Below are 20,199 nucleotides of genomic sequence, written 5' to 3'. Positions count from 1 at the left end.
GCGGGCGCCCGCTCCTACATAAAGAGATAAAGAGCGCCCCGGTTATGTTTGGCCGAAGGCTTGTGTCATGATGATCCGACCGCAGGTTAGTCGTCCTCTTCCTATATGAATAGATCTTCCGCGTTGCTCCTCGCTTTTGTCTTCCTCAGCGGCTGCCAGGCCTTGGCGCCCGTTTCGACGGACGGTACGCCGCCGGTCGCAGGCAGCACAGCAGCCCCTGAAAAGCCCAAGGTTTACAGCTCCTTCAGCGAAGAGACGATCTTCAGCCTGCTGAGTGCCGAACTGGCTGGCCAGCGCAATCGTTACGACATTGCCCTGGACAACTACGTGACCCAGGCCATCAACACCCAGGACCCGGGCATTTCCGAGCGGGCGTTTCGCATTGCCGAATACCTGGGAGCTGACCAGGCGGCACTCGATAGCGCACTGATCTGGGCCAGAAATGCCCCGGAGGACCTCGAGGCACAACGCGCCGCCGCCATCCAGCTGGCGCGCAGCGGCCGTTATGACGACTCCATGGTCTACATGGAGAAAGTCCTGCAGGGCAAGGGTGATACCCATTTCGACTTTCTCGCCCTGTCGGCCGCCGACACCGACCAGGACACCCGCGACGGCCTGATGAACAGTTTCGACCGTTTATTGCAGCGCCACCCGAACAACGGCCAACTGATTTTCGGCAAAGCCCTGCTGCTGCAACAGAATGGCGACTCCCAGGGGGCACTGAGCCTGCTGGAGAAAAACCCGCCGGAAGCTGGCGAAGTGGCGCCGATCCTGCTGCGTGCGCGCTTGCTGCAGAGCCTCAACCGGGGCGATGAAGCACTGCCGCTGATGGAAAAAAGCATCCGCCAGTACCCGGACGACAAGCGCCTGCGCCTGACCTATGCCCGCCTGCTGGTGGAACAGGACCGCATGGATGACGCCAAGACCGAGTTTTCCAGCCTGGTCCAGCAGTACCCGGATGACGATGAGCTGCGCTACTCCCTAGCCCTGGTATGCCTGGAAGCCAAGGCCTGGGACGAGGCCAAGGGTTACCTGGAAGACCTGATTGCCCGGGACAGCCACGTCGACTCCGCGCACCTGAACCTGGGGCGCATTGCCGAAGAGCGCGGCGACCCCCAAGGTGCCTTGATCGAGTATGCCCAGGTCACGCCAGGCAGCGAGTACCTGCCAGCCCAATTGCGCCAGGCCGACATCCTCATGGAAAACGGCCGTAGCGTCGAAGCCCAGAGCCGCCTGGCCAAGGAACGTGACGAGCAGCCGGACTACGCGATCCAGCTGTACCTGATCGAAGTCGAGACCCTGGCTGCAAACAAGCACGAAGACCGCGCCTGGAGCGTGCTCGATAAAGCCTTGAAGCAGTACCCGGACGATCTCAACCTGCTCTACACCCGCGCCATGCAGGCGGAAAAACGCAACGACCTGGCGCAGATGGAGCGTGACCTGCGGCAAATCATCAAGCGCGACCCGGATAACGCCATGGCATTGAACGCCCTGGGTTATACCCTGTCGGACCGTACGACCCGCTACGCTGAAGCCAAGACGTTGATCGAACAGGCGCACCAGTTGAGCCCGGAAGATCCCGCCGTCCTCGACAGCCTCGGCTGGGTCAATTTCCGCCTGGGCAACCTCGACGAAGCCGAGCGGTATCTGCGCCAGGCCCTGGAGCGCTTTCCCGACCAGGAAGTCGCCGCGCATCTGGGTGAAGTCCTGTGGGCCAAGGGCAAACAGCGAGAAGCCAAACAAATCTGGGCCAAATTCCTCAAGGAACAGCCTGACAGCCCTATCCTGCGCAGCACCATCAAGCGCCTGACCGGATCCGAGACTCTTTAAAATCATGTTTTTGCGCCACATCATCGCTTTCAGCTTCATCGCCCTGCTCGCCGGCTGCGCCGGTTTTGGCGCCCGTGAATCGGTCGAGGGCCACGGTGATCCCGCGTCATGGCGCGAGCACAAACTGCAATTGACGGCCCTCGATGGCTGGCAGATCGACGGCAAGATCGGCATTCGCGCCCCGAAAGACTCAGGCAGCGGCACCCTGTTCTGGCTGCAGCGCCAGGACTACTACGACATCCGCCTGTCCGGCCCGCTGGGTCGTGGGGCCGCACGCCTGACCGGCCGCCCCGGCGATGTCAGCCTGGAAGTGGCCAATCAGGGTCGCTACAGCGCCGCGAGCCCGGAAACCCTGCTCGAAGAACAGATGGGCTGGAAACTGCCGGTCTCCAACCTGGCCTGGTGGGTCCGCGGACTGCCGGCACCGAGCAGCAAGAGCCGCCTGACCCTGGATGCCGACAGTCGCCTGGCCAGTCTTGAGCAGGACGGCTGGCAGGTGCAATACAGTGCCTATACCCAGCAAAACGGCTACTGGCTGCCCGAGCGCATCAAGCTGCACGGCACCAACCTTGATGTCACGCTGGTGATCAAGGCCTGGCAACCGCGCAAGCTGGGGCAATGACATGCCGGCCACTCGCCTGACATTACCTTCGCCAGCAAAACTCAACTTGATGCTGCACATTCTTGGGCGCCGCGAAGACGGCTACCACGAACTGCAGACGCTGTTTCAGTTTCTCGACTACGGCGATGAAATCACCTTTGCCGTACGCGAAGACGGCATCATCCAGTTGCACACCGAGTTCGAAGGCGTACCCCACGACAGCAACCTGATCGTCAAGGCCGCGAAAAAACTCCAGGCGCAATCCGGATCGGCACTGGGCATTGATATCTGGATCGACAAAGTCCTGCCCATGGGCGGCGGAATCGGTGGAGGCAGTTCAAATGCGGCCACCACCCTGCTGGGTCTCAACCACCTCTGGCAGCTGGGCTGGGATGAAGATCGCCTGGCCGCGCTCGGCCTGACACTGGGCGCGGACGTTCCGGTTTTTGTGCGCGGACATGCCGCGTTTGCCGAGGGTGTGGGGGAGAAACTGACCCCCGTGGAACCCGAAGAACCCTGGTATCTCGTACTGGTACCGCAAGTATCTGTAAGTACAGCAGAAATTTTTTCCGATCGGTTGTTGACACGTAACTCGTCTGCCATTAAAGTGCGCCCCGTTCCCAAGGGAAACAGTCGAAATGACTGCTTGCCGGTGGTAGCAAGGCGTTATCCAGAGGTACGTAACGCTTTGAATTTGTTAGGTAAATTTACCGAAGCAAAACTCACCGGAACTGGAAGTTGTGTGTTTGGGGGCTTCCCAAGCAAAGCTGAAGCTGATAAAGTCTCGGCCCTTCTTACAGAGACCCTTACAGGGTTTGTAGCAAAGGGAAGCAACATTTCGATGTTGCATCGCAAGCTGCAAAGTCTGCTCTAAAGGAATCGATTACTGGGTAATCGTTGCAACAGATACAGGGGCGTCGCCAAGCGGTAAGGCAGCAGGTTTTGATCCTGCCATGCGTTGGTTCGAATCCAGCCGCCCCTGCCATTTTCCTATACTCATCCAGGTTACCCTCAGCCTTCAGGTACTGCGCGTGTCCAAGATGATGGTCTTTACGGGGAACGCCAACCCCGATCTGGCTCGACGTGTCGTACGTCAGCTGCATATCCCTCTCGGTGACATCTCTGTCGGTAAATTTTCCGACGGCGAAATTACAGCCGAGATCAATGAAAATGTCCGCGGTAAAGACGTCTTCATTATTCAGCCGACTTGCGCTCCGACCAACGATAATCTGATGGAACTGGTAGTGATGGCCGACGCCTTCCGCCGCTCCTCAGCCACTCGAATCACTGCGGTGATCCCCTACTTTGGTTATGCCCGTCAGGATCGCCGTCCGCGTTCCGCACGTGTAGCTATCAGCGCGAAAGTTGTTGCTGACATGCTTACCGTAGTCGGCATCGATCGTGTTCTCACGGTTGATTTGCATGCTGACCAGATCCAGGGCTTCTTCGATATTCCGGTAGATAACATCTACGGCTCCCCTGTATTGGTGGATGACATCGAAGACCAACGCTTCGAAAACCTGATGATCGTGTCCCCGGACATTGGCGGCGTCGTGCGTGCACGTGCCGTTGCCAAATCCCTGGGCGTGGATCTCGGGATTATCGACAAGCGCCGTGAGAAAGCTAATCACTCTGAAGTGATGCATATCATCGGTGATGTCGAAGGGCGTACCTGCATCCTGGTTGACGACATGGTCGATACCGCCGGCACCCTGTGCCACGCGGCTAAAGCCTTGAAAGAGCATGGCGCTGCCAAAGTCTTTGCCTACTGCACACACCCTGTGCTGTCGGGTCGGGCTATCGAGAACATTGAAAATTCCGTGCTGGACGAGCTGGTGGTGACCAACACCATCCCGCTGTCCGCTGCAGCACAAGCCTGTGCACGTATCCGTCAACTGGATATCGCACCGGTTGTTGCCGAAGCGGTTCGCCGCATCAGCAATGAAGAATCGATCAGCGCGATGTTCCGTTAAGGGCCCTGCCCTTCGGACTTCTCGATGACGAAAAGCGCCCCGCCCCGGCATACCTGTCGGGGCGGGGCTTTTTTGCCCATATCGCCTTTAGCGCTGGTCGCAAACGCTGGGGCGAATGTGGTTATTTTGGAGATACAACATGAACGATTTTACTCTGAATGCTGAAGCGCGTTCCGACCTGGGGAAAGGTGCGAGCCGCCGCCTGCGTCGTCTCGCAAGCCTGGTTCCAGCTGTAGTTTACGGTGGCGAAAAAGCCCCTGAATCCATCAGCATGCTGGCCAAAGAAGTTGCCAAACTGCTCGAAAACGAAGCGGCCTACAGCCACATCATCGAGCTGAACGTTGGCGGTACCAAGCAAAACGTAATCATCAAAGCTCTGCAACGTCACCCGGCCAAAGGCCACGTGATGCACGCTGACTTCGTACGCGTTGTTGCTGGTCAGAAACTGACCGCTATCGTTCCTGTGCACTTCATCAACGAAGCTGCTCCAGTGAAGAAAGGCGGCGAGATCTCGCACGTTGTTGCAGAAATCGAAGTTTCCTGCCTGCCAAAAGACCTGCCTGAATTCATCGAAGTTGACCTGGCTAACGCCGAAGTCGGCTCGATCATTCACCTGTCCGACATCAGCGCTCCTAAAGGCGTTGAATTTGTTGCTCTGGCTCACGGTAACGACCTGGCTGTTGCCAACGTTCACGCTCCACGTGTTGCTCCAGAAGCTGCAGAAGGCGCTGCAGAGTAATTTACTCTGTACGCCGGAGTGACCGAGTAACATCGCGGGCTGGAACGTAGCGAGAAAGCGGGCGGAACGCGGAGTTTACATCATGGTAAATGAGCACTTTTCGTCCACTTTCGCCGCACATCTCCATGGCTGCGATGTTACTAACCACTCCAAGGAAGGGCCCCTGACGTGACTGCCATAAAACTGATCGTTGGCCTGGGAAATCCAGGCGCCGAATACGAACAGACCCGGCATAACGCAGGGGCCCTTTTTGTTGAGCGCATCGCGCACGCGCAAGGGGTCAACCTTGTCGCCGATCGCAAATATTTCGGCCTGACCGGGCGCTACTCGCACCAGGGTCAGGATGTTCGCCTGCTGATTCCCACCACGTACATGAACCGCAGCGGCCAGGCCGTAGCGGCCCTTGCAGGTTTCTTCCGCATCAAGCCTGAAGAAATTCTCGTGGCGCATGACGAACTCGACCTGCCTCCCGGCGTTGCCAAGCTCAAGCAAGGCGGCGGCCATGGCGGTCACAACGGGTTGCGCGACATCATCGCGCAACTGGGCAATCAGAATACGTTCTACCGCCTGCGGCTTGGCATTGGCCACCCGGGCGTCGCCAGTATGGTTTCAAATTTCGTCCTGGGTCGTGCGCCACGCGCCGAACAGGAAAAACTCGATGCCAGCATCGACTTTGCCCTCGGCGTGCTGCCGGATATCCTCGCCGGAGAATGGAACCGCGCGATGAAAAACCTGCACAGCCAGAAGGCCTGACTTTTACCCGAGGGGAAACACCATGGGATTCAATTGCGGCATCGTCGGCCTGCCTAACGTCGGCAAGTCCACCCTGTTCAACGCCCTGACCAAGTCCGGTATCGCGGCCGAGAACTTCCCCTTCTGCACCATCGAGCCGAACAGCGGTATCGTGCCGATGCCGGATCCACGCCTGGACGCCCTGGCGGCCATCGTCAATCCAAAGCGCATCCTGCCGACCACCATGGAATTCGTCGACATCGCTGGCCTGGTAGCCGGCGCTTCGAAAGGTGAAGGCCTGGGCAACAAGTTCCTGGCCAACATCCGCGAAACCGATGCTATCGCCCACGTGGTCCGCTGCTTTGAAGACGACAACGTGATTCACGTCTCCAACAGCGTCGACCCGAAACGCGACATCGAGATCATCGACCTGGAACTGATCTTCGCCGACCTCGACAGCTGCGAGAAGCAACTGCAGAAAGTCGCGCGCAACGCCAAGGGTGGTGACAAGGACGCCGTGGTCCAGAAGGGTCTGCTGGAGCAACTGATCGCCCACTTCACCGAAGGCAAACCGGCGCGCAGCCTGATGAAGAACATGAGCACCGACGAAAAAGCGGTGATCAAGGGCTTCCACCTGCTGACCACCAAGCCGGTGATGTACATCGCCAACGTCGCCGAAGACGGCTTCGAGAACAACCCGTTGCTCGACGTGGTGATGGCCATCGCCGAAGAAGAAGGCGCCATCGTTGTCCCGGTGTGCAACAAGATCGAAGCGGAAATCGCCGAGCTCGATGACGGCGAAGAGAAAGACATGTTCCTCGAGGCCCTGGGCCTGGAAGAGCCTGGCCTGAACCGTGTGATCCGTGCCGGCTACGAGATGCTGCACCTGCAGACCTACTTCACCGCCGGTGTCGAAGAAGTCCGCGCCTGGACCGTACGCGTCGGCGCCACCGCCCCGCAAGCTGCTGGCGTGATCCACACCGACTTCGAAAAAGGCTTCATCCGTGCCGAAGTCATCGCCTACAACGACTTCATCCAGTTCAAGGGTGAAGCCGGTGCCAAGGAAGCCGGTAAATGGCGCCTGGAAGGCAAGGACTACATCGTCAAAGACGGCGACGTGATGCACTTCCGCTTCAACGTGTAAGCAGAGCGTTGGTTTCCTGAAACATCGGGAAGCCAAACGACAAAACCGCGCCATGGCGCGGTTTTGTCGTTTCTGGGCCAAGCTCTCTACTAGGTGATGCTCGCCCGTCTCCAGGCATTTTTTGGCTTCCGAAAATTCGTTGCATTTGCAATCATATTAATGGATGCAGTATGGTGCAAGGACCACGGAACACATGGAGTGCTTTGCAATATGATCGGATTTTCCAGTTTCAGGACAACCCGGGAGACCGGTCTGGCAGCCCAGGCCTGCATCGAAAAAATCCAGACGCTTGCCCATCAGGCCAATAAAGGATTCTCTTCGCCGCTCTACGCCATGATCGATATCGCCGATCGCCTGGAAAGGGATCCGCAAACGGCAAGGAATATCTGGGTAGTGCGATCCAACCAGCAGTCCGGCGCTGAGACAACGCACACACGAATCAGCGCCTGGCCACTGCGATTCAGCCCACAGGCCCATGCCAGCGAAAAACCCTTGCTGTATCTGAGCAGTTCCGTGACCTCGGCAGAGCTCTGTGCGCTATCGAGTGAGTCCGCCCAGCGCGGGATTTTCTGCAACGACATTGAAACGCTATCCTCCAACTGGCCCAAGGGCGCTCATCCCTGGCTCCCACTCTGGCTGGCCGCCAACCCGCAATGCCTGCCATTCGATCCAGCCAGCGGCGCGGAAGCACGCGCCATTGCAATTGCAGCCTTGCAGAGTCTGTATGTAGAAGGTCGCCACGGATTTTATTACATGGCGCTTCATGATGATCCCAATGACTTCACAGGGCCAATGAGTAGCCTCAGTGCGAACCAGGCGCTCAAAGGCATGTACAAGGTCAGCGAGCTGGATACCGACATACAGCAGCCTCGGGTTCGCCTGCTGGGTGCGGGACTGGCCTTGCGCGAAGTGATTTCAGCGGCGCGGATGCTGCGTGAGGATTGGGGCGTGGCCAGCGAGCTCTGGAGTTGCCCCAGCTATACCCGCCTGGCGCGAGATGCCAATAGCGCCGAACGCTGGAACCGCATGCATCCCGGTAGGCTTCGGCGTTCCTCGCACTTGCGCGATTGCCTGAATACCAAGGACTCCCCGGTCATTGCCGTGACCGGATACGCACAGCATGTAGCCGATCAGATCGGCGCGCACATAACCTCGCGCTTTGTAGCGCTCGGCGCCGACTCAACCGAATCGCTACCTGGCGAACCGACCTCGGGCAAGACGGTGGACAAGCACTGGATTGTCACGCTGGCGCTGCGAGCGCTGGCCCAGGAAGACAAGATCCCCCAGGAGTACGTCGAGCAGGCGATGCGGCGCTATCTGCTGCAATGAAGCATTCGCAGCTAGTGCGCGCTGTTGCGTGCGGCACTGGCGGCACGCTCCAAGGCGTCACTGAAAAAGCGTTGTTGCTGATTATCGAATTGCGACAGAAACAATTCGTCCACCGCGCCTTCGTAAATCTTCCACATCTTTTTGCGCAACACTTTGCCGCTCTCGGTGATGGAGGCACAGGCTCCGCGGCCGTCATCACTGGCACGACTGCGCTCGACCAAGCCCTCGGCCTCCAGGCGGTCGATCAAGCGCGTGAGATTGTAGCGCTCGATAGCCATTACATCGGCCAGTTCATTCATGCGCCGAGTGCCATTGGGACCGCTTTCCAGCCCCCACAACGCATCGTACCAAGCGTAGGCCGGTAACCCGGCTGCGGCCAGACGGCGCTCGATTTCCCGTATCAGACAGCGGTGAGCCCTGACGAATCTGAACCAGGTATCCGGCTCGCTTGAAGACATGTTTCACCCTTCCAATGAAATCGATTTAGTTGCAATTGTAACGCGCAGCACGATAAATTCCGTATATGATTGCAATTGCAACTACATTCATTTTAAAGGATTGGCGCACACCAATCCCCCTTCACCACATCACCGAATGACTCGGTGCTAGCGCTGCACTATCCAGGAGACGACGATGGCACAACAACCCGTGTTTCTCGACGAAGATCCACAAGAAACTCGCGAATGGCTCGAATCCATCGAATCGGTCTTGAGCGTCGAAGGCCGCCCTCGAGCCCATTACCTGATCGATCAGTTGCTGGATTTCGATGTCAGCCAGCATGGTGACTTTTACGGGCGCGTCACCACGCCCTACGTCAATACAATTGCCGCGGACCGCCAGCAAGCCTATCCCGGCGATCTAGCCGTAGAGCGACGGATCAATGCCTATATCCGCTGGAACGCCCTGGCCATGGTCCTGCGTGCCGGCAAACATTCGAACGTTGGCGGGCATATCGCCTCCTATGCCTCGGCAGCCGTCCTTTACGACGTCGGCTTCGAGCATTTCTTCCGTGGCCGGACCGAGCAGTTCGGTGGCGACATGGTGTATATCCAGGGTCACTCCTCACCGGGTATCTATGGGCGTGCCTACCTCGAAGGTCGCTTGAGCGAAGATCAACTGGATAACTTCCGACGCGAGACCGATCGCGATGGCGTTTCTTCCTACCCTCACCCTCGGCTCATGCCCGATTTCTGGCAATTCCCCACCGTGTCCATGGGGCTGGGGCCGATCACCGCGGCCTATCAAGCGCGCTTCATGCGATACCTCGAGGATCGCGGCCTGAAGGAACATCAAGGTCGAAAAGTCTGGGCGTTCCTGGGGGATGGGGAAATGGACCAACCGGAGTCTCTAGCGGCCATTTCGCTGGCGGGCCGGGAAAAGCTCGACAACCTGATCTTCGTCGTCAACTGTAACCTGCAGCGTCTGGACGGCCCGGTACGTGGCAATAGCAAGGTGATCCAGGAATTCGAAAGCCTTTACCGGGCAGCCGGCTGGAACGTCATCAAGGTGATCTGGGGAGGTGGCTGGGATGCCCTGTTGGACAAGGACACAAGCGGCCAGCTACGTCAGCGCATGATGGAGTGCGTCGACGGCGAGTATCAAAACTACAAATCCCAGAACGGTGCTTACGTACGCGAACACTTCTTCGGCAAATACCCCGAGTTGCTGCAACTGGTCAGTGACATGAGCGACGAAGAAATATGGAAGCTTTCTCGCGGCGGCCACGATCCGGAAAAAGTCTACAACGCCTATGCGGCCGCCATGCGCCACACCGCGGGGCCGAGCGTCATCCTGGCCAAGACCGTCAAAGGTTTTGGCATGGGTGAAGCGGGCGAAGGACAGAACATCAATCACCAACTGAAGAAGATGGGTAACGATGCGATCAGGGCCTTCCGTGATCGCTTTTCGCTGGAAATCACTGACGATCAACTGGGTGAAATGCCCTACTTCAAGCCTGCTCCGGACAGTATTGAAGCGCGCTATCTACAAACCAGGCGCACCCAACTGGGTGGTTACATTCCACAACGAATCAGTGTGGCAGAGCCCCTGCTGATCCCACCGTTATCGACCCTGAGTACCCAGCTCAAAGGTACCGGCGAGCGCGAGATTTCCACCACCATGGCCTTCGTGCGCATCCTTGGTACGCTGCTCAAGGATCCGAATATCGGCAAGGTGATCGTCCCCATCGTCCCAGATGAATCACGGACCTTCGGCATGGAAAGCCTGTTTCGCCAAATCGGTATCCACTCCCACGTCGGCCAACTGTATACGCCCCAGGATGCTGGTCAACTCAGCTACTACAAAGAGGCCAGGAACGGTCAAATCATGCAGGAAGGCCTGAACGAATCCGGCGCCATCTCCTCCTGGATCGCGGCCAGTACCTCGTACAGCAACCACGGCGTGATGACCGTGCCCTTCTATATTTTCTATTCCATGTTCGGCTTCCAGCGCGTAGGCGATCTCGCCTGGGCCGCCGGTGATGCTCGTGCCCGGGGTTTTCTGCTCGGCGCAACCTCAGGCAGGACCACCTTGATGGGTGAAGGTCTGCAACACGACGATGGCCACAGCCACGTGCTGTCTTCGACCGTCCCGTGCTGCGTGTCCTACGACCCGACCTACGCCTATGAGCTGGCAGTGATCATCCAGGACGGCATGCGGCGCATGTACGTCGAAAACGAGGACATCTACTACTACATCACCCTGCTCAACGAAAACTACGCGCATCCGGACCTGCCCGAGGGTGCCGAGCAAGGGATTCTCAAAGGAATGTACCCGCTCTCAGCCAGCGTGCAACAGTGCGAAGGCAAGCATGTGCAACTGCTGGGCTGCGGCTCGATCCTGCTGGAGGTCATCGCCGCTGCGCAGTTGCTGGAGTCGGACTTCGGCGTCAGCAGTGAGGTCTGGAGCGTGACGAGCCTGACCGAACTGCGTCGAGAAGGCCAGGAGGTCGAGCGCTGGAACCTGCTGCACCCGCAAGAGACGCAACGAGTCGGTCATGTGGAAAGTTGCTTGCAGGACAAACAGGGGCCGATGGTAGTCGCGACCGATTACATGAAAATATTTGCCGATCAAATCCGTCCGTTCGTCCTCAAGCGTCGCTTCATCGCGCTGGGCACAGATGGTTTCGGCCAATCGGATACTCGCGAATCATTGCGCAAGTTTTTCGAGGTCGATCGTCACTTTATTGCTGTAGCCGCCTTGAAGGCGCTGGCCGATGAAGGCACGTTGCCAAGAGAAAAAGTGGCACAAGCAATTGCCCTCTATGGCATTGACCCGGAGAAACAGAACCCCGCCAAAGTCTGACAGTGCTTGCGCACCCAAGAAAAAGCCGCGTTTGATACGCGGCTTTTTTGCGCCTGACATACTCAAAAGCCAAACCACGCTCCTACAAGGAATGTGGCGGATCAGGCCTTTTTGGTGCGCGGCAGGAAGATCGCCAACACCCCGAGCAGCGGCAGGAACGAGCACAGGTAATACACGTACTCGATGCCGTGGATGTCCGCCAGGTAGCCCAGCAGCGCCGCACCAATCCCGCCAAAACCGAACATCAGGCCGAAGAACACCCCGGCGATCATTCCGACATTGCCCGGCACCAATTCCTGCGCATAGACCACGATGGCGGAGAAGGCCGAGGCCAGGATGAAGCCGATCACCACGCTGAGGACGCTGGTCCAGAACAGGTCGACATGGGGCAGCAGCAAGGTGAACGGCGCCACACCCAGGATCGAGAACCAGATCACCGCCTTACGGCCGATCTTGTCGCCGATCGGCCCACCGAAAAAGGTCCCCGCCGCCACCGCACCGAGAAACAGGAACAGGTGCAACTGCGAGCTGGCCACCGACAGGTCGAACTTCTCGATCAGGTAGAAGGTGAAGTAGCTGGTCAGGCTGGACATGTAGAAGTACTTGGAGAACACCAGCAGGCCAAGCACCACCAGCGCACTGAGTACCCTGCCCTTCGACAGCCCGTGGGTCGCCGCCTGGCCTTGCTTGAGCTTGAACAGGCTCAAGTGGTTGGCGTACCAGCGGCTGATGCGGTACAGCACCAGCAGGGCGAACACGGCGAACAGACCGAACCAGGCCACATTGCCCTGGCCGAACGGAATGATAATTGCAGCGGCCAGCAAGGGGCCGAATGCCGAGCCGGCGTTACCGCCCACCTGGAAGGTCGACTGCGCCAGGCCAAAGCGTCCACCAGAGGCCAGCCGTGCCACTCGCGAGGCTTCCGGGTGAAAGGTCGAGGAGCCGATACCGATCAACCCCGCCGCCAGCAGGATCAAGGGGAAGCTGCCGACCTGGGACATCATCAGGATGCCGATCAGGGTGCAGATCATGCCCAGCGGCAGCAGATAAGGCTTGGGGTGACGGTCAGTGTAGTAGCCGACCCAGGGCTGGAGCAGCGAGGCAGTGAGCTGGAAGGTCAAGGTGATCAGGCCGACTTGAGTGAACGTCAGCCCGTAGTTCTCCTTGAGCATCGGATAGATCGACGGCAGCACCGCCTGGATCAGGTCGTTGATCAAATGCGCCAGCGCCACCGCGCCGATGATGCGCATGACCAAGGGGCTACTTTGCGCCGCAGGGGCGGCCACTTGAGGATTACTGGTTGCCATGAAAGTTTCCAAACAGCAGATGGGTGCGCAAGTGCAGGTGCGCCAATGTGCCATTTTTCAGTGCGGCAACGCCATCCCCTTAGCCTGCTAACGACTTGAAACAATCCACCTATGGGATGATTTGCCCGGGAGCGAAGCAGAAAAACCGGGGTTTTTCCGCGGTCGGAGGATAAGCGGTTGAAAGCGTAGAGAAATATTTTAGATTTATGCTTGACACATCGTCGTTCCAAGCCAATAATGCGCGCCACTTGGCTACATAGCTCAGTTGGTTAGAGCATAGCATTCATAATGCTGGGGTCCGGGGTTCAAGTCCCTGTGTAGCCACCAAGTACTAAAAACGGCTTACCGCAAGGTAGGCCGTTTTTTTATGCCTGGAGAAAAGTGCCACCCCGCCGACATCCGCCCCGACGTTGCAGCTGGCGTCTGCCGCCGATACAGTCGCCCACTCTATTTCCCCACGGACGGAGTGCCCTCGTGTTCCCAGCCTTCCCTACACGCCGCTTGCGCCTTGGCGCCCTGTCGCTGCTCGCCACCGCACTGACTCTCGCCGCCTGTAGCGCGCCACCCGCCTCGACCACCGTCAGCACCCTGCCCGCAGCGCCGGAAATGGCCTCGGGCTTTCGCACCGACCTGAGCACCCAGTACGCCAGCAAGCACATGGCGGCTGCGGCCAACCCACTCGCCGCTGCCGCCGGGCGGGAGATGCTGCGCCAGGGTGGCTCGGCCATCGACGCCGCTATCGCCATGCAGGCAGTGTTGACCCTGGTAGAACCCCAGTCCTCGGGGATTGGCGGCGGCGCCATGATCGTGCTGTGGGACGGCAAGGCCGTGCGCACCTACGATGGCCGTGAAACCGCACCGGCGGGTGCCAACGAACGCTTGTTCCTGCAGGCTGATGGCAAGCCCATGCCGTTTCCGCAGGCGCAGATCGGTGGGCGTTCCGTCGGCACGCCGGGGGTCTTGCGCGCACTGGAGATGGCGCATCGCGAACACGGGCGCCTGCCATGGGCCAGGCTGTTCGAGCCGGCCATCGAGCTGGCGCAAAAGGGCTTTGCGATCTCGCCACGCTTGCACACGATGATTGCCTCCGATCCGTTCTTGCCGCGCTCCCCCGACATGGCCGGGTATTTCCTCAACCGCGATGGCAGCCCGAAAGCCGTCGGTACCCTGCTGCAGAATCCGGCCCTGGCCAAGGTCCTCGAGCGCATTGCCAAGGAAGGTCCGGACGCCCTGTATCAGGGGTCGATTGCCGAGGAAATCGTGGCCAAGGTCCAGGGCCACGCCAACCCCGGCAGCCTGTCGCTCAACGACCTCAAGGGCTACCGGGCCAAGGAGCGCGCCGCGCTGTGCAGCGACTACAAGCGCTGGCAGGTCTGCGGTATGCCGCCGCCCTCCTCTGGCGGGATCGCCGTGGCGCAGATCCTCGGCACCTTGCAGGCCCTGGAAGGCCGCGACAGCCGTTTTGCCCTGGCGCCCCTCAGGCCGATCAAGAATGAGCGTCCGGCCGGCCTTGAACCCGCTCCTGAGGCCGTGCACCTGATTGCCGAAGCTGAACGCCTGGCCTACGCCGACCGCGCCCTGTACATCGCCGACTCGGACTTCGTGCCGGTGCCGCTGGCCGGCCTCCTCTCCCCTGCTTATCTCGACAGCCGCGCCGCCTTGATCGGTGAGCGCAGCATGGGCACCGCCAAGCCGGGCACACCGGCAGGCATCCAGGTGGCGTATGCGGCGGATCGTTCGCCGCTGCGCATCTCGACGTCCCAGGTGGTGGCGGTCGATGACTTGGGTGGGGCGGTGTCGATGACCACCACCGTGGAAGCTGCCTTCGGCTCGCACCTGATGGTGCAGGGCTTCATGCTCAACAACCAGATGACCGACTTCTCGTTCATCGCCGAAGAACACGGCCAGCCAGTGGCCAACCGGGTCGAGCCGGGCAAACGCCCGCGTTCATCCATGGCGCCGACGTTGGTCTTCGACCGCCAGAGCGGCGAACTGCTGGCCACCGTGGGTTCGCCCGGCGGCTCGCAAATCATCGAATACGTCGCCAAGTCAGTGATCGGCATGCTCGACTGGCAACTCGACCCGCAAGCCGCCATCAGCCTGCCCAACTTCGGCAGCCGCAACGGCCCCACCGAACTGGAACGCGGCCAGTTCAGCCCGGCGCTGATCCAGGCGCTCAAGGACAAGGGGCATACGGTAAACGAGATCGACATGACCAGCGGCACCCAGGCCATCATTCGCGTCCGCGACGCGCAGGGCAAGGCTGCCTGGGCCGGTGGCGCCGATCCACGGCGTGAAGGTGCAGCGCTGGGGGATTGACCGGAAAACGGGACACAAACTGCCCTTCGCGGCAGTGGCGAGCGCGCTTGCTCGCCACTGCCCGCCGTCTACGCCGCTATACGCAAATGCACCAAGGCCAGCCGGCGGCCCTCGGGGTCCTGGCGTTCTTCAATGGCAAACGGGGTAAACCCCAGTTTGGGGTAGAGCAACAACCCGGCCACGTTAGTGTTGAAACACGACAGCGTCACCTCCCGGGCCTGGTGCCGGGTGCGGGCAGTCGTGATCATCTGTTCGATCAATTGCGCACCGATTCCCTTGCCCCGCACCTCAGGGTCGACGATCACGTTGCCGATAGTGCAGGTGCCCGCCGTTGCCCATTGATAGAAATTGGCAAAACCGACCACCACACCGTCCAGCTCGATCACTGTGGAGTCCGAACGTTTGTCGATCGAACCCTGTAATTGTTGGTCGGTCAGCGGCCAGGTCGCGGCCGGGAAAAAGAAAAACTGTTCTTCCTGATTGCGCGCAAAACCACGGATTCGCGGAATATCCTGGGCTTCTACCGCTCTGAAAGTGATGGTCATGGGTGGGGTCTCCTTGTCCCTTTTTTCAACGATTGGCAACCAGATGGGCGCCAAACAATAGGTAGCAACTACCGGCAAAACGATCCAGCCACTGCCGCGAGCGGCCGTAAGCCTGGGCAACTCTTCGGCTGGCAAACAACAGCGCCACGCTGCAGTACCAACTGAAGGACAACGTAGCCATGGTCAGCACTGCCAGCGCCAGCAGCATTGGCGGTGGCGAAGCCGGCATCGAGGTGGCGAATATCGTGGCGACGAACAGCGCGGACTTGGGGTTGGTCATGTTACCCAGGAAACCCAGGCGATAGGCGCTGAACAAACTGCGCTGCGCCTGCCCCAGGCCCTCACTGGCGCCCAGCTCCAGCGCTGGCTTGCGCTTGAACTGTTTGAGCCCCAGATAGATCAGGTAGGCCCCTCCGGCAATCTTGAACGCCAGGTACAAGGTCGGGGCCGCCGTGAACAGCGATTTGATTCCCAGGCCACCGGCCAGGCCCCACAACACCGTACCCGTCGCGACTCCCATGGCGGCCACGACGCCATGGCGGCGCGAACAACTGGCGGCCAGTTGCGCCGTGGTGAAAAAATTCGGCCCCGGGGTAATCACCGCCACGGTCCAGAGCAACGCCAGCGATAACAGGGGCGCGACGTAGGTCAGGGGTTGGACATCCATTTGTCAGTCACCTGTGTGATCGCTGGAATAGCGTTTTTACTCGACCTTGAGCCCATCAGGCAACCGGTTATCCGGCTGACAGCCCACCCGCACCTGGGATACCGTGGGAACCAGTGCCAACCCCATGAATGAAGACTACCCATGAGCAAGCCAAGACTCCTCACCGACTGGTTCCATCGCGCCCCCCAAAGTGCTGGGCTGGAGCGGATCGAGGCGTATTTTTCGGGGCACGGCTATGACCTTCACCGGCACGACACCTACGCCATCGGCCATACCCTGGCCGGGGTCCAGAGTTTTCAGTATCGCGGCGGTTGGCGCCACAGCCTGCCCGGCAGCACCATGGTGCTGCACCCGGACGAAGCCCACGATGGCGAGGCCGGTACCGAAGAAGGCTTCAAGTACCGGATGCTCTACGTCGAGCCGGCGCTGATCCAGCAGATGCTCGGTGGTCAGCCACTGCCATTCATCAAGACGGGGATCAGCAATGATCCACGCCTGTTCGCCGCCACCGGAGCGCTGCTGCAAAGCCTCGATCGCCCGCTCGACGCGCTGGAGCAGCAGGATGCCCTGTTTGACCTGGCCCAGGCCCTGCACGTCGTTTCCGGCGCCTGCGCGCGGCGTCAGCGCTTCGATTATGTGGCGGCGGAGCGCGCACGCGAGTTCATGCACAGTGCTCTCGATCTGCCGGTGACCCTCGACCAACTGGCCGAGCACAGCGGGCGCGATCGCTGGAGCCTGTCACGGGACTTTCGCTTGTTGTTCGGCACCAGCCCCTACCGCTATCTGACCATGCGCCGCCTGGACCTGGTGCGCGCGCTGCTGATGCAGGGCGAGTCGCTGAGCAACGCCGCGCTGATCGCCGGCTTCAGCGATCAAAGCCACATGACTCGGCAATTCGGCAAGGCCTATGGCCTGTCACCCGCGCGCTGGATGAACATGCACCGCGCCTGAGCGCCGCACAATCGTGCAAGAGTCTGCTGCAGGTCCCGGCTACCCTGGGTTCGCCATCAACCTCCAGGAGCCGTGCCATGCCGTCCCATCAAAGCCTCAACCTCGCCAGCAAACTGCAACAGATCACCGAGCACTGGTCGCCGCGGGTGATTGCCGAAATGAACGACTACCAGTTCAAAGTGGTGAAACTGCTGGGGGACTTCATCTGGCATGATCACCAGGACACCGACGAAACCTTCATCGTCCTCGACGGCCAGTTGCGCATCGACTTTCGCGATGGCCAGGTACTGGTGCGCAAAGGCGAAATGTACGTGGTGCCCAAGGGCGTCGAGCACAAGCCCTATGCCGAGCAGGAAGTCAGCCTGATGCTGATCGAACCCCGCGGCGTACTCAATACTGGCGAGGCCGGTGGTTCGCGCACGGCGCAAAATGATCAGTGGATCTGAAGCGCGACGCGGCTAAACGCTGAATAAGGAGATTCAATGCACGCCTTTCCCATCCTCGACACCCCGCGCTTGCACCTGCGTGAAATCCAGATGGACGACGCGCCGCAATTACTGGCGATTCATGGCGACGCACAGGCCATGAAGTGGTTCGGGATCGACCCTCTGACCGAGCTGGCCCAGGCCGAGGAACTGGTCGAGACCTTTGCGGCTTGGCGCACCCACGCCAACCCCGGTACCCGCTGGGGCCTGCAGCTCAAGGGCGAGGACCGGCTGATCGGCAATTGTGGCCTGTTCAAATGGAATCGTGGTTGGCAGAGCTGCTCCCTGGGCTTCGCCCTGCTGCCCTCGGCTGGGGCAACGGACTGATGGGCGAGGCACTGGAGGCGGTGCTGGCCTGGGGCTTCACACACATGCAACTGAACCGTGTGGAGGCCCTGGTCCATCCACGCAACCAGGCCTGCCTGAGCCTGCTCGAACGCCAGGGATTCAGCCAGGAAGGACGGTTGCGCGAGGCCGGATTCTGGTCCGGCAGGCACTGCGATTTACTGATGCTGTCACGCTTGCGCAGCGATCGCTGCAGCCCTCAAGTGGCGAGCTGATTGGCGAACTGCCCGACTGCGCTGACCACTTTCTGCGCACCGTCCTGGATCTCGACAATCACCGTGCCCGCCTCTGCCGCCAGCGCCAAGCCTTGCTCAGCCTGGAGTTTGCCGTCGGTCATCAGCACCACCGCATCGCGCACCATGTCCTGGTTCTGACGCACCACCCCGACGATTTCGTCGGTGGCTTTACTGGTACGCGAAGCCAACTGCCGGACTTCGTCCGCGACCACGGCAAACCCACGGCCCTGCTCGCCAGCGCGGGCGGCTTCAATGGCCGCGTTAAGCGCCAGCAGGTTGGTCTGCTCGGCAATGCCGCTGATGGTCTTGACGATGCTGCCGATCACCAGTGACTGCTCGTTGAGTGCCTCGATACCTTCTCCGGCCTGCTGCATGTGACGGGCCAGCTCACGCATCACATCGACCGCCTGGGTCACCACCGCCGTGCCGCGTTGTGCGCTGCTGTCGGTCTGCAACGAGGTGGTATAAGCGATGTTCGCCGCCTCGGCGACCGCCTGTTCCTGCTTGACCTGGTCGGTGATGACGGTGGCAAATTTCACTACCTTGTACAGTTTTTCGTTGGCATCGCGCACCGGGTTGTAGGACGCTTCCAGCCAGACCGTCCGCCCGTGACCATCGACCCGTTTGAAGCGGTCGGCGACGAATTCACCGGCATTCAAGCGCCGCCAGAACTCCTGGTAGCCAGCACTCTGGTATTCCTGCGGTTCACAAAACAGGCGATGGTGCTGGCCCTTGATTTGCGCCAGGGTGTAGCCCATGCCGCTGAGGAATCGCTCGTTGGCCATCAGTACATGGCCGCCCAGGTCGAACTCGATCACCGCGGTGGAACGCACGAGTGCGCCGATCAGGTTCTCGTGCTCACGGGAGGCTTCGATGGTGCGAGTCAGGTCGCTGGCATAAATCGATACGTGCCTGACGCGCCCATCCGGGCCACGCACCGGCTGGGAGATCGAGCGCAACCAGGCTTCTTCACCGCTGCCGCGCAGCAAACGCAGGGCACCGGCGAAGTGCTCGCCACGGGTCAAGGCATGGCGAAAGCGTTGGTGAAATTCGTCGCTCTTGACGTGCGGCGGAACTATATCGTCGATCGGCCGGCCAATCAGTTCGTTGCCCTTGTAGCCCATTTGCTCGGCGAAATTGTGGTTGATCGCTTGCACTCGACCATCCGGCTCCAGAGTGAGCACCAGCATCTCGCTGTCCAGGCTTTCCTTCACTTGTTGAAGGCTGGAGAGTTCCTCGCGCAGAGCCGACAGCTCCTGCTTCAAGCGTTTGTTGAACATGGGGGACACCAAAGGGCCGAGTTGAGTGCATCGCTGTGCCTAGCCATCGGCTTTGCGCGGATTTTCTGAAGAGCCAGGCCGGCTTGTCCGACAAAAATACTCGGCGATTGCCCCTCGCCCCTGGTTGGCGGCCCTATGTTGGCATTGGTATCTATACAACTGTGGTGCGACCAGGATGTTGGATTCGACCGAGTACATATCCATTTTTGCGGTAATGGCCTCCTATGGTTCCGCCTGACGGCGGCTCACTTTTGAACAGCGCAAAAGTAAGCAAAACGCTCTTACCCCACCACTCGGCACCTCGCTTAGGCTCGGTGTTCCCTCACTCCGGCTTGAATCCGTGGGCCGCCGCCCCGCGCCATCCATGGCGCGGGGCGGCTAACCCGGCGTCCTGCCGGGTTACCCACGGATTC

17 protein-coding genes, 2 tRNA genes and 1 pseudogene are annotated in these 20,199 nt (G+C 60.0%); 15 read left to right on the top strand and 5 right to left on the bottom strand.

What is annotated here, in order from left to right:
• The first annotated feature begins 105 nt into the window (after positions 1–105).
• The 9 genes from ACM6IP_RS02520 to ACM6IP_RS02480 all read left to right on the top strand — a co-directional run bounded on the left by ACM6IP_RS02520 (position 106) and on the right by ACM6IP_RS02480 (position 8,348).
• The gene (locus tag ACM6IP_RS02520) at positions 106–1,830 is read left to right on the top strand and encodes a tetratricopeptide repeat protein (RefSeq protein WP_095169007.1); all 1,725 of its coding nucleotides are present in this window, start codon (positions 106–108) and stop codon (positions 1,828–1,830) included.
• A 4-nt stretch (positions 1,831–1,834) separates the two neighbouring features.
• Positions 1,835–2,452, top strand: coding sequence for a lipoprotein insertase outer membrane protein LolB (gene lolB, locus ACM6IP_RS02515; protein ID WP_414860896.1), 618 nt, complete (start codon positions 1,835–1,837; stop codon positions 2,450–2,452).
• 1 nt (position 2,453) lies between these two features.
• The gene (gene ispE / locus ACM6IP_RS02510; protein WP_159997957.1) at positions 2,454–3,305 is read left to right on the top strand and encodes a 4-(cytidine 5'-diphospho)-2-C-methyl-D-erythritol kinase; all 852 of its coding nucleotides are present in this window, start codon (positions 2,454–2,456) and stop codon (positions 3,303–3,305) included.
• Between the two features lie 36 nt (positions 3,306–3,341).
• Positions 3,342–3,416 (top strand) — tRNA-Gln (locus tag ACM6IP_RS02505).
• A 46-nt stretch (positions 3,417–3,462) separates the two neighbouring features.
• Positions 3,463–4,404 carry a ribose-phosphate pyrophosphokinase gene (locus ACM6IP_RS02500; protein ID WP_003171603.1) on the top strand — a complete coding sequence of 314 codons (942 nt, stop codon included), beginning with the start codon at positions 3,463–3,465 and terminating at the stop codon, positions 4,402–4,404.
• A gap of 139 nt (positions 4,405–4,543) precedes the next feature.
• Positions 4,544–5,143, top strand: coding sequence for a 50S ribosomal protein L25/general stress protein Ctc (locus tag ACM6IP_RS02495; protein ID WP_095169010.1), 600 nt, complete (start codon positions 4,544–4,546; stop codon positions 5,141–5,143).
• Positions 5,144–5,311: 168 nt separating this feature from the next.
• Positions 5,312–5,896 (top strand): aminoacyl-tRNA hydrolase, encoded by a 585-nt coding sequence (gene pth, locus ACM6IP_RS02490; RefSeq protein ID WP_095169011.1) that lies wholly within the window; start codon positions 5,312–5,314, stop codon positions 5,894–5,896.
• Positions 5,897–5,918: 22 nt separating this feature from the next.
• Complete coding sequence (gene ychF / locus ACM6IP_RS02485) at positions 5,919–7,019, top strand: redox-regulated ATPase YchF (RefSeq protein ID WP_095169012.1); 1,101 nt, start codon at positions 5,919–5,921, stop codon at positions 7,017–7,019.
• 210 nt (positions 7,020–7,229) lie between these two features.
• The gene (locus ACM6IP_RS02480; RefSeq protein WP_414860895.1) at positions 7,230–8,348 is read left to right on the top strand and encodes a transketolase-like TK C-terminal-containing protein; all 1,119 of its coding nucleotides are present in this window, start codon (positions 7,230–7,232) and stop codon (positions 8,346–8,348) included.
• A gap of 11 nt (positions 8,349–8,359) precedes the next feature.
• On the opposite strand, the gene ACM6IP_RS02475 is transcribed toward ACM6IP_RS02480, so the two are convergent.
• Complete coding sequence (locus ACM6IP_RS02475; protein ID WP_414860894.1) at positions 8,360–8,806, bottom strand: MarR family winged helix-turn-helix transcriptional regulator; 447 nt, start codon at positions 8,804–8,806, stop codon at positions 8,360–8,362.
• 175 nt (positions 8,807–8,981) lie between these two features.
• On the opposite strand from ACM6IP_RS02475, the gene aceE reads away from it, so the two are divergent.
• Positions 8,982–11,651, top strand: a complete 2,670-nt coding sequence (gene aceE / locus ACM6IP_RS02470; RefSeq protein ID WP_414860893.1) for a pyruvate dehydrogenase (acetyl-transferring), homodimeric type — start codon at positions 8,982–8,984, stop codon at positions 11,649–11,651.
• Between the two features lie 101 nt (positions 11,652–11,752).
• Here aceE and ACM6IP_RS02465 read toward each other — a convergent pair whose 3' ends face one another.
• Complete coding sequence (locus ACM6IP_RS02465; protein WP_095169016.1) at positions 11,753–12,958, bottom strand: MFS transporter; 1,206 nt, start codon at positions 12,956–12,958, stop codon at positions 11,753–11,755.
• Between the two features lie 250 nt (positions 12,959–13,208).
• Here ACM6IP_RS02465 and ACM6IP_RS02460 point away from each other — a divergent pair.
• Both ACM6IP_RS02460 and ggt read left to right on the top strand, forming a co-directional pair.
• Positions 13,209–13,285, top strand: a tRNA-Met gene (locus ACM6IP_RS02460).
• 147 nt (positions 13,286–13,432) lie between these two features.
• Positions 13,433–15,277, top strand: a complete 1,845-nt coding sequence (gene ggt / locus ACM6IP_RS02455) for a gamma-glutamyltransferase (RefSeq protein WP_414860892.1) — start codon at positions 13,433–13,435, stop codon at positions 15,275–15,277.
• A 68-nt stretch (positions 15,278–15,345) separates the two neighbouring features.
• On the opposite strand, the gene ACM6IP_RS02450 is transcribed toward ggt, so the two are convergent.
• Both ACM6IP_RS02450 and ACM6IP_RS02445 read right to left on the bottom strand, forming a co-directional pair.
• A complete protein-coding gene (locus ACM6IP_RS02450; RefSeq protein WP_320333015.1) occupies positions 15,346–15,822 on the bottom strand; it encodes a GNAT family N-acetyltransferase in 477 nt (158 codons plus the stop codon).
• Between the two features lie 25 nt (positions 15,823–15,847).
• Positions 15,848–16,489 (bottom strand): LysE family translocator, encoded by a 642-nt coding sequence (locus tag ACM6IP_RS02445; RefSeq protein WP_159997963.1) that lies wholly within the window; start codon positions 16,487–16,489, stop codon positions 15,848–15,850.
• Positions 16,490–16,630: 141 nt separating this feature from the next.
• Between ACM6IP_RS02445 and ACM6IP_RS02440 the strand changes: the two genes are divergently transcribed.
• The 3 genes and pseudogenes from ACM6IP_RS02440 to ACM6IP_RS02430 all read left to right on the top strand — a co-directional run bounded on the left by ACM6IP_RS02440 (position 16,631) and on the right by ACM6IP_RS02430 (position 18,485).
• Positions 16,631–17,440, top strand: coding sequence for an AraC family transcriptional regulator (locus ACM6IP_RS02440; protein ID WP_414860891.1), 810 nt, complete (start codon positions 16,631–16,633; stop codon positions 17,438–17,440).
• 77 nt (positions 17,441–17,517) lie between these two features.
• Positions 17,518–17,886: a cupin domain-containing protein gene (locus ACM6IP_RS02435; protein ID WP_095169021.1), complete on the top strand. Its 369-nt coding sequence runs from the start codon at positions 17,518–17,520 to the stop codon at positions 17,884–17,886.
• Between the two features lie 36 nt (positions 17,887–17,922).
• Positions 17,923–18,485, top strand: a pseudogene (locus ACM6IP_RS02430) (GNAT family N-acetyltransferase).
• Here ACM6IP_RS02430 and ACM6IP_RS02425 read toward each other — a convergent pair.
• The gene (locus ACM6IP_RS02425; protein WP_414860890.1) at positions 18,470–19,786 is read right to left on the bottom strand and encodes a methyl-accepting chemotaxis protein; all 1,317 of its coding nucleotides are present in this window, start codon (positions 19,784–19,786) and stop codon (positions 18,470–18,472) included. The pseudogene ACM6IP_RS02430 and the gene ACM6IP_RS02425 overlap by 16 nt on opposite strands.
• Between the last annotated feature and the right edge of the window lie 413 nt (positions 19,787–20,199).

It is taken from the genome of Pseudomonas sp. IT-P176 (assembly GCF_949767245.1).
Lineage (GTDB): Bacteria > Pseudomonadota > Gammaproteobacteria > Pseudomonadales > Pseudomonadaceae > Aquipseudomonas.
This window is presented reverse-complemented; position numbering and strand designations above follow the sequence as displayed.

Coding starts and splice junctions, on each gene's coding strand:
- ychF (WP_095169012.1), top strand. CDS start 5,919: ATGGGATTCAATTGCGGCATCGTCGGCCTGCCTAACGTCGGCAAGTCC.
- ACM6IP_RS02475 (WP_414860894.1), bottom strand. CDS start 8,806: ATGTCTTCAAGCGAGCCGGATACCTGGTTCAGATTCGTCAGGGCTCAC.
- ACM6IP_RS02520 (WP_095169007.1), top strand. CDS start 106: ATGAATAGATCTTCCGCGTTGCTCCTCGCTTTTGTCTTCCTCAGCGGC.
- ACM6IP_RS02495 (WP_095169010.1), top strand. CDS start 4,544: ATGAACGATTTTACTCTGAATGCTGAAGCGCGTTCCGACCTGGGGAAA.
- ACM6IP_RS02435 (WP_095169021.1), top strand. CDS start 17,518: ATGCCGTCCCATCAAAGCCTCAACCTCGCCAGCAAACTGCAACAGATC.
- ispE (WP_159997957.1), top strand. CDS start 2,454: ATGCCGGCCACTCGCCTGACATTACCTTCGCCAGCAAAACTCAACTTG.
- aceE (WP_414860893.1), top strand. CDS start 8,982: ATGGCACAACAACCCGTGTTTCTCGACGAAGATCCACAAGAAACTCGC.
- ACM6IP_RS02445 (WP_159997963.1), bottom strand. CDS start 16,489: ATGGATGTCCAACCCCTGACCTACGTCGCGCCCCTGTTATCGCTGGCG.
- ACM6IP_RS02440 (WP_414860891.1), top strand. CDS start 16,631: ATGAGCAAGCCAAGACTCCTCACCGACTGGTTCCATCGCGCCCCCCAA.
- ACM6IP_RS02480 (WP_414860895.1), top strand. CDS start 7,230: ATGATCGGATTTTCCAGTTTCAGGACAACCCGGGAGACCGGTCTGGCA.
- ACM6IP_RS02465 (WP_095169016.1), bottom strand. CDS start 12,958: ATGGCAACCAGTAATCCTCAAGTGGCCGCCCCTGCGGCGCAAAGTAGC.
- lolB (WP_414860896.1), top strand. CDS start 1,835: ATGTTTTTGCGCCACATCATCGCTTTCAGCTTCATCGCCCTGCTCGCC.
- ACM6IP_RS02425 (WP_414860890.1), bottom strand. CDS start 19,786: ATGTTCAACAAACGCTTGAAGCAGGAGCTGTCGGCTCTGCGCGAGGAA.
- ACM6IP_RS02450 (WP_320333015.1), bottom strand. CDS start 15,822: ATGACCATCACTTTCAGAGCGGTAGAAGCCCAGGATATTCCGCGAATC.